Source organism: Pseudomonas sp. HLS-6 TE3448 (assembly GCF_053629555.1).
Genome location: NZ_JBRJIO010000001.1, coordinates 3,296,192 through 3,309,808, shown reverse-complemented (window position 1 = coordinate 3,309,808; position 13,617 = coordinate 3,296,192). Strand labels below are relative to the sequence as shown.

General features: G+C 60.1%; 9 protein-coding genes. 1 reads left to right on the top strand and 8 read right to left on the bottom strand.

Annotated elements, in window-relative coordinates; genetic code table 11:
- Positions 1–9: 9 nt before the first annotated feature.
- From AB7M23_RS15355 to AB7M23_RS15330, 6 genes are all read right to left on the bottom strand, one after another.
- On the bottom strand, positions 10–1,149 hold the full coding sequence (locus AB7M23_RS15355; protein ID WP_454241225.1) for a dihydrolipoamide acetyltransferase family protein: 1,140 nt from the start codon (positions 1,147–1,149) through the stop codon (positions 10–12).
- Between the two features lie 52 nt (positions 1,150–1,201).
- Positions 1,202–2,182 carry an alpha-ketoacid dehydrogenase subunit beta gene (locus AB7M23_RS15350; protein ID WP_256588054.1) on the bottom strand — a complete coding sequence of 327 codons (981 nt, stop codon included), beginning with the start codon at positions 2,180–2,182 and terminating at the stop codon, positions 1,202–1,204.
- Positions 2,179–3,168 carry a pyruvate dehydrogenase (acetyl-transferring) E1 component subunit alpha gene (gene pdhA, locus AB7M23_RS15345; RefSeq protein WP_454241224.1) on the bottom strand — a complete coding sequence of 330 codons (990 nt, stop codon included), beginning with the start codon at positions 3,166–3,168 and terminating at the stop codon, positions 2,179–2,181. The genes AB7M23_RS15350 and pdhA overlap by 4 nt, the downstream gene beginning before the upstream one ends.
- Positions 3,165–4,928: an acetate--CoA ligase gene (acsA, locus tag AB7M23_RS15340; RefSeq protein WP_454241223.1), complete on the bottom strand. Its 1,764-nt coding sequence runs from the start codon at positions 4,926–4,928 to the stop codon at positions 3,165–3,167. The genes pdhA and acsA overlap by 4 nt, the downstream gene beginning before the upstream one ends.
- A gap of 69 nt (positions 4,929–4,997) precedes the next feature.
- Positions 4,998–6,614, bottom strand: coding sequence for a chaperonin GroEL (groL, locus tag AB7M23_RS15335; RefSeq protein WP_454241222.1), 1,617 nt, complete (start codon positions 6,612–6,614; stop codon positions 4,998–5,000).
- A gap of 128 nt (positions 6,615–6,742) precedes the next feature.
- Positions 6,743–9,025: a heavy metal translocating P-type ATPase gene (locus AB7M23_RS15330; RefSeq protein ID WP_454241221.1), complete on the bottom strand. Its 2,283-nt coding sequence runs from the start codon at positions 9,023–9,025 to the stop codon at positions 6,743–6,745.
- A gap of 355 nt (positions 9,026–9,380) precedes the next feature.
- Between AB7M23_RS15330 and ftsH the strand changes: the two genes are divergently transcribed.
- Complete coding sequence (ftsH, locus tag AB7M23_RS15325) at positions 9,381–11,195, top strand: ATP-dependent zinc metalloprotease FtsH (protein WP_454241220.1); 1,815 nt, start codon at positions 9,381–9,383, stop codon at positions 11,193–11,195.
- A gap of 56 nt (positions 11,196–11,251) precedes the next feature.
- On the opposite strand, the gene AB7M23_RS15320 is transcribed toward ftsH, so the two are convergent.
- Positions 11,252–12,475, bottom strand: coding sequence for an HD-GYP domain-containing protein (locus AB7M23_RS15320; protein WP_454241219.1), 1,224 nt, complete (start codon positions 12,473–12,475; stop codon positions 11,252–11,254).
- A gap of 52 nt (positions 12,476–12,527) precedes the next feature.
- Positions 12,528–13,457 (bottom strand): chemotaxis protein CheV, encoded by a 930-nt coding sequence (locus AB7M23_RS15315; RefSeq protein ID WP_454241218.1) that lies wholly within the window; start codon positions 13,455–13,457, stop codon positions 12,528–12,530.
- Between the last annotated feature and the right edge of the window lie 160 nt (positions 13,458–13,617).

The following is a 13,617-nucleotide window of genomic DNA, read 5'->3' as shown; positions in this document are numbered from 1 at the left end:
GTGCATGCCTCAAAGGTTCTCGGGTTGTTGTAGTAAATGACCAAGCTCAACGAGAAACCGCGCGCCATAGTGGCCGTCGCTGACCCGATGATCGGCAGACAGGCTGCTGACGACGGAGGGCATCACGCAGAGTTGCCCCTCACGCACCCAGGGCCGCTCACTGATCCGCCCGAAGCCGACCAGCGCCACCTGGGGCGGGTAGATCACGCCAATGACGGTGTCCACCCCCTGATCGCCAAGCAGCGTCACCGTCAGGCCCGCACCGCTGAGCTCGGAGCTGCGCAAGGAGCCACTGCGCGTACGCTCCACCAGGCTGGCCAGTTCACTCATCAACTGGGGCAATGACTTGTCAGCGACATCGTGCAAGACCGGCGCAAGCAGGCCGCCCTGGCGCAGCGAGATCGCCACCCCAAGATCACTGCCGGTTGCAGGCTCGAAGGTATTTGTGTCGCGCCAGAAGCCATTGAGCCGGGGGTACGTGCGCAGTGCCAGGGCCACGGCTTTTAACAGCAGTACGTTGGGCAACAAGCGCTCCTGCAACGGACAGTGCGCATTGTGTGCCTGCAGCCAGGTCATGGCGTGGCCCAGCTCAAGGGTCTCGCACAGGTAGTAGTGCGGAATCTCTCGCTTGGAACGGCTCATGGCCATGGCGATGGTTTGACGCATGGCCTGGTTCCGGTCCGGTGGCGTTGCAGCACGAGCGGCCGCTTCGACATCGTCCAGCGTGATCACACCGTGTGGTCCGCTACCGCCAAGCAGCGTGACATCCAGGCCCAACTCGGCCGCGCGCTTGCGGGCCACCGGGGAAATCCGTGGTCGGCCGGCGACGGCTTTGGGCGTTTCAACCCGTCCATGGCCGCTGCCGGTGGCGGTGCTGCCGGTGGCGGTGAGTGGCGCGCTTTGTGCCTGTTCACCTGGCGCCAGCAACAGCGCGATCGGTGTGCCGACCGGTACCTTGGTGCCAACCTCAATCAACAATTGCGCGACCGTAGCGTCATGCCAACACTCAACCTCTACGGCAGCCTTGGCCGTGTCGACAACAGCAATCACCTGACCTCGCTTGACCACTTCACCCGGCTGGACCTTCCACTCCAACAAGGTGCCTTCATCCATGTCGGCACCGAGTGACGGCAGATTGAACTCGATCATGGTGTGCGCCCCCAGTTCTGCCTGCGCGCGCGACACGTTGCGCTATGCATGTTCACGTCCCCCGACACAGTTCATGGGCGGCGGCGACGATTGTCGCGACTTGTGGCAGCGAGGCTTCTTCGAGGTGCCGGGCATAGGGAATGGGTACCTCGGCACTGCACACCCTTGAAGGTGGCGCATCCAGCTCGAAAAAAGCCTGTTCGACGATCCGTGTAATGATTTCGGCTGCCAGGCTGCCACTGCGCCAGCCCTCATCGACAACCAGCGCGCGATGGGTCTTGCCGACGGAAGACATGAGGGTGGCGTCATCCAGAGGACGCAGCACGCGCAGGTCGATGACCTCGCAATCAATGCCCTCCCCGGCCAACTGCTCGGCTGCCTTCAGTGCTTTGCCGAGCGTGCCGCCATAGGCAATCAGGGTCAGGTCCTTGCCTGTTCGTCGGACCTTTGCGCTGCCGATATCCACGTGTTGCCAATCACCTGGGTCACCTTCGAGGTTGTAGAGTTGAGCATGCTCGAAGATCAGCACCGGATCCGGGTCCTGCAAGGCCGGCCAGAGCATGCCGCGCGCATCCTCGACGGTCGCCGGCGCAAGAATTTTCAACCCAGGGATATGGGCGTACCAGCCTTCCAGGCTGTGCGAATGCTGTGCGGCCAGTTGGCGCCCGGCACCCGTCGCCATACGCACCACCAGCGGCACAGAAAACTGCCCACCGGACATATGCCTCAAGGCCGCCGCCGTGTTCATCAGCGGGTCCAGAGCGAGCAAACTGAAGTTGACCGTCATGATCTCGACGATCGGGCGCATGCCGCCCAGCGCTGCGCCGATACCGGCGCCCACGAACCCCAGCTCGGACAAGGGCGTGTCGCGAATGCGTTCGGGGCCGAACGCCTCAAGCAACCCCTTGGAGACGGCATAGCTGCCACCGTAACGCCCTACGTCCTCACCCATCAAGAACACCCGGGAATCCTTTTGCAAGGCGTCGCGCAAGGCCTCGCGCAGGGCTTCACGGTAGGTCATGGACGGGTTCATGGCGCAGCCTGCGGGGTATGCACATCGCGGTACAGATCCTCAAGCGGCTCCAGGCTACCGGCCTCGGCATCGGCAATCGCGGCCTCCACTTGCGCCTCCACCTGGGCCGCGATCGCGAGAAAGCCGGCTTCGTCAACCACGCCCTGCGCCTTGAGCCGTGCGCTGTAGGTGTGGATCGGGCCACGTGCCTTCCATTGCTCCACTTCCGCCTTGTCGCGGTACAACTCCGGGTCGAACATGGAATGTGCGCGAAACCGATAGGTCTGAAACGCCAGGAAGTAAGGACCACGCCCTGCCCGGACATGCTCAAGGGCTACGCTCGTGGCTTGATGCACGGCAATCACGTCCATGCCATCCACCGACTGAGTCGCGACCTTATAGGCCGCAGCCTTGGCGCACAGGTCGGTTTGCGATTGTGAGCGCGACAACGCGGTACCCATGGCATAGAGGTTGTTTTCGCAACAAAACAGCACGGGCAGTTGCCAGAGAGCCGCCAAATTCATTGACTCATGAAATGCACCCTCCGCCATCGCCCCTTCACCGAAGAAACACACCGAGACATCGGTCTTTCCCTGCATGCGGTCGGCCAGGGCCAGGCCGACCGCCAGCGGCAAACCACCCGCGACGATCGCGTTGCCGCCGTAGAAACGGGTCTTGGCATCGAACAGGTGCATCGAGCCGCCGCGGCCGCGTGAGCATCCCTCCTGATGCCCATACATCTCGGCGAAAATCGCCTGCATCGGCACCCCTTTGAGCAACGCGTGACCATGCTCACGGTAGGTCGAGACCACCGCATCGTGGGCGCCAAGTGCATGCATGACGCCAACAGCCACCGCCTCTTCACCGATGTAAAGGTGCAGGAAACCGCGAATTTTTCCTTCGCCATAGAGTTCGGCAGCACGCTCCTCGAAACGGCGGATACGCAGCATGTCACGGAGCAAGGCAAGCAGCACATCGTCTGCATAGGGCAACGGCTGCGGGCTCATGACGGGTTCTCCAGGCTGGAGGTGTCACCTTCGGGCAAGCCCAGTTCCCTTGCCTTGAGCAGGCGCCGCATGAGCTTCCCGCTGCGGGTGTGTGGCAGTTGCGCGACGAACTCCAACTCCTTGGGCGCGACCACCGCGCCCAGCCGCTTACGCCCGTGACCGAGCAACTCGTCATGCAATTGCGGGCTGGCTGTGAAGCCGCTTTTGAGGGAGACAAAGGCCTTCACGGTTTCACCCAACAAAGGGTCGGGCTTGCCGATCACCGCCGCTTCCGCCACGGCCGGATGCTCCATGAGCGAGCTCTCGACTTCGAACGGGCCGATCAGGTGTCCGGCTGACTTGATCACATCGTCGCTACGGCCAATGAACCAGTAATAGCCATCAGCATCCCGGCGAACCAGGTCACCGCTCAGGTACCAGTCACCGACAAAACACTGGCGGTAACGCGCTTCCTGTCCGAGATAGGCACGAAACATCGCTGGCCACGGCTGTCTCAGGGCCAACTCGCCGACCTCTTCATCTGCCAGGAAGCACAAGGTGCCATCTGCATTGAGCGTGACAATTGCGGCGTCCACGCCCGGCAGCGGCTTGCCCATGGAGCCGGGCTTGATGTCCATCGACACGGTGTTGGCAATCATGATGCCGCCCGTTTCGGTCTGCCACCAATTGTCATGGATCGGCAGGCCCAACACTTCCTTGCCCCACCAGACCGCCTCTGGGTTAAGCGGCTCGCCAACGCTGGCAATGAACCGCAAACAGTCAAAATGATGGTTGTGCGCCAGTGCTGCGCCGGCTTTCATCAGTAACCGGATCGCCGTCGGTGCCGTGTACCAGACCGTAATCCGCTGGGCTTCAAGCATGCAGTACCAGCGCTCGGCGTCGAACTCGTTGCTGTCGACCACACTGGTCACCCCCAGCAACAGGGGCGCGAAAATGCCATAGGAGGTACCCGTGACCCAGCCAGGATCGGCGCTGCACCAATAGATATCATCAGGGTGCAGATCCAACGCGTACTTGCCCGTGACCCGGTGAGTCAACGCCGCACCATGGACATGCAGCACCCCCTTGGGCGTGCCCGTCGTGCCACTGGTGAAGTGCAAAAGCGCAGGGCTGTCAGGGGTAGTCTGGGCAACCGGGAACTGCTCATCGGCCTCGTCCAACAACGGCTGCAAGCGGAGTGTGCCGGCCAACGGCTCGATCTCGGCGCCCTGTTCGTCATAGAGCAGCACATGCCGGAGGGCGGGCAAGCGCTCACGAATGGCCGCGACCTTACGTCGATAGAGCGCTTCAGTGGTCAACAGCACGCGACCCTCGCCAAGGCGCAGGCGCGTTTCGATCGGCTCGGGACCAAATGCACAGAACAGTGGCGACACCACGCAACCAAGCTTCAAGCCGCCAAGCACGCCGAGGTACAACTCCAGCCCTCGGTTGCACAGCATGAACACGCGCTCGCCCGGCTGCACACCCAAGCGGTTCAGCAGGCTGGCAAAACGATTGCTCAGCAGGCTCAGTTGGGCATAGCTGATGTCTCGGCAACCGCCGTTACGTTCAACCAGCCGCAATGCCGTATGCTCCCGGCGCTCGCCCAGCGCATGCCGGTCAACGGCCTCATGGGCGAGGTTCAACCCTCCACCCGGCAACCCGCCCAACTCGGCTGCTTGCGCCTGCCAGGAAAACCTTTCCCGGGCTTGCCTGCTATCGAGCCAATTCGGTGTCACCGGGCACTCGCCCATGGTTTTGGTAATAAGCGTCGGATGCATGATTGACCTCTTGAGTGCCCTGCCCGGCTAGCGCAAAGCCCCCTCCTGAGCGACAGGTACGGGGGCCTGTCACTCAGGGAGCTGCATGGACGGTGATGGTTCCTTTTCCGGGATATCGGTCATGGTGGCTTCGGTCAACAGCAGGATGCTGGCCACTGACACCGCGTTTTCCAAGGCGATGCGCACCACCTTTGTCGGGTCGATGATGCCAGCCTCGAACATGTCCACGTAGCGGTTGCTGGAGGCATCAAAGCCAATGTTGGCGGGCTCTGCGAGCATGCGCGCAACGACGACCCCGGCATCTACCGCAGAGTTTTCCGCAATCACCCTCGCCGGTGCCTCCAAGGCCCGGCGCAGAATCTGCAGTCCTGTCTTGAAGTCCCCTTCACTGGTCGCTTCCTCGGCCGCAATCACCGGAATGGCCTTGAGCAGCGCCAGCCCACCGCCAGGGACGATGCCCTCGGCAATGGCCGCACGCGTCGCTGAAATGGCATCATCCAGGGCATCCTTGCGGACTTTCATCTCGGCTTCGGAAGGTGCGCCTACACGGATCACCGCAACACCGCCCGACAGCCTGGCCAGGCGCTCCTGAAGCCTCTCGCGATCGTAGTCGCTGGTGGTGCTGTCCATTTGCTGACGCAGGTGTTGCAGCCGCGCCTCAATCGCCTCACGCGTACCGGCGCCGCCAATCAGTGCCGTGCTGTCCTTCTGTACGACGACACGATGCGCTTGCCCCAACTGGCTCAATTCGACCTGTTCCAACTCAATGCCCAGCTCGCTGGAAATCACCGTTCCACCGGTCAGGACGGCAATGTCCTGGAGCATCTCCTTGCGTCGGTCACCAAACCCCGGGGCCTTGATCGCCACTGCGCGCAATACGCCGCGAATCTGGTTGACGACCAGCGTGGTCAGGGCTTCACCCTCGATGTCATCGGCAATCAGCACCAGCGGCTGGCCACTTTTAGCAACCTTCTCAAGCAGTGGCAGCAGGTCTTTGAGAAGGCCGATCTTGTGGTCACAGAGCAGCAGGTAAACCTCATCGAGCTCCACCTGCATTTTCTCGGTATCGGTCACAAAATACGGCGAGACATAACCACGGTCGAAGCGCATGCCCTCCATGACTTCGACCATGGTTTCGGTGGTCTTGGACTCTTCGACGCTGACGACGCCCTCAATACCGACTTTTTCCAGGGCATCCGCCACCCATTGACCGATGCTGGCATCGTTATGAGCCGAAAGTGTGGCCACCTGGGCCTTCTCTTTGAAGGAGCTCACCGGACGCGACTGGTCATGCAGCGACTGCATCACCAGCGCCAACCCACGGTCCAGGCCGCGCTTGAGGTCAATGGCACTGGCGCCCGCGACGACGTTGCGTATGCCATCGGCGAGGATCGCATGGGCCAGCAAGGTCGAGGTGCTGGTGCCATCCCCCACTGCATCGCCCGTACGCTCGGCCGCCTGACGCAGCATCTGCGCACCGAGGTTCTCCTCGGGGTCCTGCAGATCGACCCGTTTGGCAATGGTCACACCGTCATTGCAGACGATGGGGTTGCCCCATTTGCTCTGGATCAGCACCGATTTCGATTTGGGCCCGAGGGTCACGCGAACCGCATCTGCCAATTGCGCCGCACCGCAGAGAATCTTCTCGCGCGCAGCGGAACGGAAGAGAATTTTTGTGTGAGCCATCAGCATGCACTCCGGGGTAGTTCAGCCACCGACCTGTACTGACAGCCTCCATGAATGCCCCCGGGCAGCCTTGACTTTTATCAAAAAAGCCCACATTTGCAGACGTTCCCGGATGTGTGGCGCGCAACTCAGGCACTGTCCCTGAACGCGTGATAGAGCTCCTCTTCCTGAGCAAAATGCATACGCAGAATCGCATCCAGGCCGTACAAGAGCCGCTGGATTTCCTGCAGGTAGGCGGAGTCGGGCCCTTCTGCCGGCAGATCCTGCGCAATGTGTGCAAGCCGCCGGGTAATACGAAAAATCTCGCGGTGTGTATTGTTCATCGCCGCCATCGGGTCATCACCCCCTGTCAGGATGGCAATGCGTGGGTACAGCTCACTGTCGTCCTGGCGCTCGTGAGGCAGTAGCTGATTCAGTAAACGCTCGTTCAACGCAGCGAGTTCAGCTGCCGCAACCGGGCCGGACAGGCTATTCAGGCGGTCGGCCAGGGACCTGACACTCTCCAGCACGGGCTTGAGCTGTTGGTGCTCAACCTGCAACTGTGCCCACTGCTCGCTCGACAACACGCCCGCCGGGCGTGCCGAACCCGACTGGCGAGCACGCAACGCACTGAGGATCGCGAGCAAATCGATCACCTCCTGCAACAGGGCGCCTGCGACAGGCGGTAAATAGCCGAACGCTGCAGCGATCATCGCCACCAGAGTCAGCCCCATGCCGACACCAACGCTCTGAACCGCAATGCGGCGCGTTCGACGTGCCACTATCAGTGCTTCCGCCAGGCGATCCAGACGGTCTACCAGCAAGACCACATCCGCCGCCTCGGACGAGGCGTCTGCGCCGCGTACTCCCATGGAGACACCGATGTCGGCCGCCGCCAGCGCCGGGGCATCATTCACGCCGTCGCCCACCATGATGACCACGCCATCGCGGCGTGCCGCCTGGATGGCGGCGAGCTTGTCGCCAGGCGTTTGCTCGGCAAGGACCTCGCTTACGCCGAGTACCGCGCCGATCGACTCGGCAACGTTTTGCCGGTCGCCGGTCAGCATCACGAAGCGCTCTATCCCCGCTCTGCGCAACAGGCGCAGGGCTCTCGGTGTCTCCAGCCGAATCTCGTCGGTCAGGTGCAGCGCCCCGAGCATCACGCCCTCAACCCCGACAAACACCCCACATGCGCCGTCGTACCTCAGGCTTTGAAGAAACAACTGGCTCCAGGCTGCCGGCGCAGTGGAGCGCATCACATAGGCAAAGCTACCGACGCTTACTGTCTTGCCATCCACCCGTCCAGACACCCCTGCCCCCGGTTCCTCGGCCACTTGCGTCGGTACTGAGAGCACAAGGCCGCGCTCACGTGCCGCAGCCACTACCGCGGCGGCAATCACGTGATTGGAGGCCTGCTCCAGGGACGCCGCAAGGCGCAGGACCTCCTCGGCAGCGGTGCCTGGCTCACACTGAATGGCAACGAGGCGCGCATTGCCTCCCGTCAGGGTACCGGTCTTGTCGAAAAACAGGATGTTGGCCTGAGCAAGCCGTTCCAGCGCACCGCCCCCTTTCACCAGCACCCCTCTGCGCGCGCAGCGGGACACGCCGGAAACAATCGCCACCGGCACCGCCAGAATCAGTGGGCACGGCGTTGCGACGACCAATACCGCCAGCAGCCGAATCGGGTCGCCGGTAAAAAACCAGGCCGCGCCTGCCACGGCCAGCGTCAGCGGTACGAACAACAGGGCATAACGGTCCGCCAGTCGGGTGACCGGGCTACGCGTTGCTTGTGCCGAGGCAACCAGCCGGACGATCCCGGCAAACGTGCTATCGGCAGCGCTGGCGCTCGCCATCATGTCAAACGCCGCACCGGCGTTGATCGCCCCACTGCGCACGGTGTCGCCGGACAGCCGCCGAGCGGGCAAGGACTCCCCGGTCAAGGTGGACTCGTCCAGCTCTGCCGTGCCGCTCAAGGTACCGTCAACCGGCACCACTTCACCGCTGCGTACCAACAATCTGTCGCCCGGCACCACCTGATCAAGACTGACCTGCCGCAGTTGACCGTCTTCATAACGGTTAGCCAAGCGTGGGGCTCGGTTCAGCAATGCCGTCATTTCACGGCGAGCCTGCGCTTGGGCGTAATCTTCCAGGGCCCGCCCGCTGGCCACCATCAGGCCAATGACCGCTGCCGTGAAGACTTCGTCCAGCGCCAGCGCCAGGCTGATCGACAGCAAGGCCAGCACATCAACCCCAGCTTGACGACGCAACAGGGTTTTGACGATATCAATGGCAAGCCCCAGCAGGACCGGCAACACCCCCGCCAGCCACAGCCCATGCGCCAGTGCGGTCTGCGCGTTCAGGTAGAGAAACCCGCCGGCCAACAACGTGATAGCGGACACTACCAACAGGGCTCGATAGGGCAACTGCGACATGAACGGCACAGTGGTCACGTCAGGATTGCAATCGTGGACGAACTGGCGCCGTGTCGCTCAGCGACGCCAGGCGCAGATGACAGAAGCTGTCGGCGTTTGCATACCGTTGAATTGGCCTCAAGGGTGCCCCCAGTGCGACATGCCCCGTTTGTTGAACCGGGGCAATCCATGTTGGGCATTCGGCCCAAAAGGGTTGATGCAACAGATCAAGCGTAGGCGAGATGTTCCTGCATAGCCAAACTGCTCCGCCAGCTACGCTTTGTTCTATGGTTGAAGCATCAAAACCTTAAAGGAAGTGGGCCATGCCATCACTTGAGCCAGTCCGCGGCTGCGCGGTTCATGACGAGCCGCAGCCATGAAGAACTTTCGCTGGGAATTTGCATTCTTTGCGTTCGCCTTTATCGCCCTGGTCATGCTGCAGTTCATGCAGTCCAATCGGAATCCGGTAGAACCCATTCCTTACAGCCAGTTCCTCCAACTGTTGGAGGCCCATAAAGTCACGGACCTGAAGATCGAGCGTGAGCAGATTTCCGGCACACTGGAAGAACCGATCAACGGCCATAAGCAGTTTTCGACGGTACGGGTCGACCCGGCCTTGGCCACTGAGCTCAGTGCGTCCGGAGCCGATATCCGCTTTACCGGCATACCGGAAAGCTCCTTTGGCAGCCAGTTGCTGGGCTGGCTCATGCCACTGGTGTTGTTGATGTTTGTCTGGAACCTGATCATGCGCTCGATGGCAGGGAAGCAAGGCATGGGCGGCCTGATGGGAGTCGGAAAATCCAGGGCAAAAATCTTCGTCCAGCAAGAGACGGGCGTGACCTTCGCGGATGTAGCGGGGATCGACGAGGCCAAGGCCGAACTGGTCGAAATCGTCTCCTTCCTGAAAGACAAGGCCAAGTACGCTCGCCTGGGCGCCCACATCCCCAAAGGTATCCTGTTGGTCGGGCCTCCAGGCACCGGCAAGACCTTGGTCGCCAAGGCCGTGGCCGGTGAAGCGGGTGTACCGTTCTTTTCCATTTCCGGCTCGGAGTTCGTCGAGATGTTCGTGGGCGTGGGCGCGGCCAGGGTGCGCGACCTCTTCGAGCAGGCCCGTGCTGCCGCGCCCTGCATCATCTTTATCGATGAACTGGATGCCTTGGGGAAAATGCGCGGGGTCGGTGCCTTTGGTGGCAACGATGAAAAAGAGCAGACACTCAATCAGTTGCTGGCCGAATTGGATGGCTTCGATCCGCGCGAGGGGGTGGTCTTGCTGGCAGCAACCAACCGCCCCGAAATCCTCGACCCGGCACTGATGCGCGCCGGTCGCTTCGACCGGCAGATCATTATCGACCGGCCTGACCGCAAAGGCCGTAGCGAGATTCTCAAGGTCCACCTGAAGAACGTCACGGTTGACCCATCGATCAATAGCGAACGTATCGCCGACATCACCACGGGCTTTACCGGTGCAGACCTGGCGAACCTGGTCAACGAAGCGGCGATCGTCGCAACCCGACGCGGCGCCCAGACCGTCACGCTAGATGACTTCACTGCCGCAGTGGAACGAATCGTTGCCGGCGTGGAGCGCAAAAGCAGCTTGCTGCTGCCGCAGGAGCGCCAGGTGGTCGCCTATCACGAAATGGGCCACGCCTTGGCCGCAGCAACGCTGCCGGCCATGGACCCGGTGCATAAGGTCTCCATCGTACCCCGTGCGGTCGGCGCCCTGGGCTACACCCTGCAACGTCCAAACGCCGATCACTACCTGGTCAGTTGCCAGACGCTGAAAGACCGTATGGTCGTGCTCATGGCCGGGCGTGCTGCCGAATTCATCGTCTATGGCCAAATCTCCACCGGGGCCGCCGACGACCTCGCCAAGGCCACCGACATCGCCCGGCAGTTGGTTACCCGTTTTGGCATGAGTGAAACCCTCGGCCAGGCCGTGCTGGAGCGGCACACCGCAAGTTACCTGGGAGAAAACCTGCTGGCCGCACGCGACAAGGACTATTCGGAACATACCGCGCGCGAGATCGACCTGGCGATCAGAGGGCTGCTTGAGGATGCCTACAGTCGAGCCAAGGCGTTGCTTGAACAGCGCCGGACCGATCTGGATACCGGCGCAAGACTGCTATTGGAGAAAGAAACCCTGACCCCCGAGGAGTTCCCGGCATTGGTGTCCGTGAGCACAGTGCCGTAGGCCGCTCCGTTAAACCCAAAAGGCCTCACGCTCCAGCGCTAACCTCGATGACGTTGTTATTGCCCTGTCCAGAGATAATTCAGGTTCTTGAAATTCCAGGCGTCGTGAGCCTCTCGACTGACAATACGGTCTGCCGATTTCTTTTTGCTCAAGTCGACAACTTCTTGTGGAATCGACATTTTTTTCTGAGTTGAAAAAAACACCTTCACCTTGGGAGTCAGCAGAGAGGACTCGTTCTGTTCAAGCACGACCGCCAGACGTCCGCTTTCCAATCGAACGAGGGAGCCGACTGGATAGATCCCCATGTACTTGACGAATGCTTGGAAAATGACAGGGTCAAAATGCCCTTCCCATTCGGCCATCTTGTGCATGGCGTCTGCAGGCCCCCAACCCTTCTTGTAAGGTCGATCCGATGTAACTGCATCATACACATCACAAACAGCTGCCATACGCCCAAGCATGCTGATCTGTTCGCCTGATAGCTTATGCGGGTAGCCTGTGCCGTCGACTTTTTCGTGATGGTGTAAACACACATCAAGCACCATGGCACTGACGTGATGGCTGTCCATCAAGATACGCGCACCGAGTTCAGGGTGCTGATAGATCACACTGAACTCCTCGCCCGTCAGTTTTCCAGGTTTATCGAGTATTTCCAGTGGGATTGCCATTTTCCCTATATCGTGCAAAAGCCCCGCGAGGCCGGCTTCATGGACAGTACTCTGCGAGAGGCCCAACTGACGTGCCAACCCGATCATCAGCCCACTGACCGCAACGGAATGCATGTAGGTGTATTCGTTTACGCTTTTAAGGCGTGCCAAGCTGATCAAGGCATGTGGATGCCGCACGATAGAGTTGGCAATGGTATCCACCAACTGGTTGACACCCTGCAGATCAATCGCACAGCCCATTCGTACTTGGTTGAACATTTCCATGATAGCTGTTTTCGAGCGCCCACAAAGTCGCAGGGCCGCGAGTACTTCCTCTTCCATGGAAACCTTCGCTAGCGTTTTTACTTTTCGCTCTGCGACCGCGGCCAATACTGCATCAGCAGAAGAGTTGACCTGTGCCACACCAACAGCCGGTACATCGGCTCCGGCATCTAAACCCTTGCTGGTTTCAATCCAGACTTCGCGTATTGCTGAGTCCACTATTCGTCTTAAATCGCTATCGCTGTTCAGTAGAAAGCGTTCTCTCCAGAAGGGATGATCAGTCCAGGCCCCGCAAAACTCTGTGATGTACATACCCACGCGTAAATCTGTGACAGCTATGCGCTTCAACATGACGCTATACCGTTATTTTTCGTGTTGCCGATCAGGGTTTTCAAAAGCGCTTTCAAGCACCCAGCTGTTGCATTCGCTCAATGACTCGACCGGCTAGATCGTCGGGGCGAAACTTGGCCAGAAAGTCGTCAGCACCCACTTTTTTTACCATCGCCTGATTAAAGGCGCCGGATAAGGACGTGTGCAACACAATGTGCAAGTCGTGCATCCGTGGGTCGTTGCGGACTTCCGCAGTCAGGGTATAGCCATCCATTTCCGGCATCTCGATATCAGAAATCATCATCAGCAATTCTTGATCTGGTTTCTTCCCTTCATCGAGCATGTGGTGCAAATAGTCTAACGCCTGACGCCCGTCGCTGAGGGAGATCACATCTACACCCACGGCCTCCAGACATCGGGAAACCTGTTTACGCGCAACAGAAGAGTCATCTACCGTCAGCACGCATAACCTGGCAGCTGCCGTCTGGATAGAGGCAGAAATTACGCCCTCGGAAATCTGTTCAGAAACGGGCGAAACTTCGGCCAGTACTTTTTCCACATCGATGATTTCAACCAGTTTGCCGTCCACCTGCGTTACCGCAGTAAGGTAGTTATGCGTACCACTGCCCGTGGGTGGCGGATGTATACCTTCCCAATTAAGGTTGACGATGTGTTCTACCGCACTGACCAGAAATCCTTGGGTCTTGGTGTTGTATTCAGTAATGATGACAAAGGCTGTACTGTGGTCTTTAACACCCGGCAGTCCAGTGGCTAGCGCCAGGTCCAATATCGGGATGGATGCGCCACGCACATTCGCTACACCGCAGACCACGCGATGGGACATTGGCAGTGCCGACAGTCGAGGACACTTGAGTACTTCGCGTACCTTGAATACGTTGATGCCATACAATTGATTTTCGTTAAAGCGGAAAAGCAGCAGTTCAAGACGGTTTTGCCCAGCCAACTGAGTGCGGCTGTTCACCGTTTCCATAAGGTTTGCCATCTGATACCCCAATCTACAAGAAGAAGCACTGCGGTCTGGGCCGCTTGGCAACGAACTATCAAAGCACGCAACCAGGACATTGCGCTGTTGCGCAGTGAGCTTCAGGCCATCTGCAACAGAGGAAAGCTCACCGTAATGTTGGCCCTGTGACCGGAGGCTT

Coding starts and splice junctions, on each gene's coding strand:
- AB7M23_RS15355 (WP_454241225.1), bottom strand. CDS start 1,149: ATGATCGAGTTCAATCTGCCGTCACTCGGTGCCGACATGGATGAAGGC.
- AB7M23_RS15350 (WP_256588054.1), bottom strand. CDS start 2,182: ATGAACCCGTCCATGACCTACCGTGAAGCCCTGCGCGAGGCCTTGCGC.
- pdhA (WP_454241224.1), bottom strand. CDS start 3,168: ATGAGCCCGCAGCCGTTGCCCTATGCAGACGATGTGCTGCTTGCCTTG.
- acsA (WP_454241223.1), bottom strand. CDS start 4,928: ATGCATCCGACGCTTATTACCAAAACCATGGGCGAGTGCCCGGTGACA.
- groL (WP_454241222.1), bottom strand. CDS start 6,614: ATGGCTCACACAAAAATTCTCTTCCGTTCCGCTGCGCGCGAGAAGATT.
- AB7M23_RS15330 (WP_454241221.1), bottom strand. CDS start 9,025: ATGTCGCAGTTGCCCTATCGAGCCCTGTTGGTAGTGTCCGCTATCACG.
- ftsH (WP_454241220.1), top strand. CDS start 9,381: ATGAAGAACTTTCGCTGGGAATTTGCATTCTTTGCGTTCGCCTTTATC.
- AB7M23_RS15320 (WP_454241219.1), bottom strand. CDS start 12,475: ATGTTGAAGCGCATAGCTGTCACAGATTTACGCGTGGGTATGTACATC.
- AB7M23_RS15315 (WP_454241218.1), bottom strand. CDS start 13,457: ATGGCAAACCTTATGGAAACGGTGAACAGCCGCACTCAGTTGGCTGGG.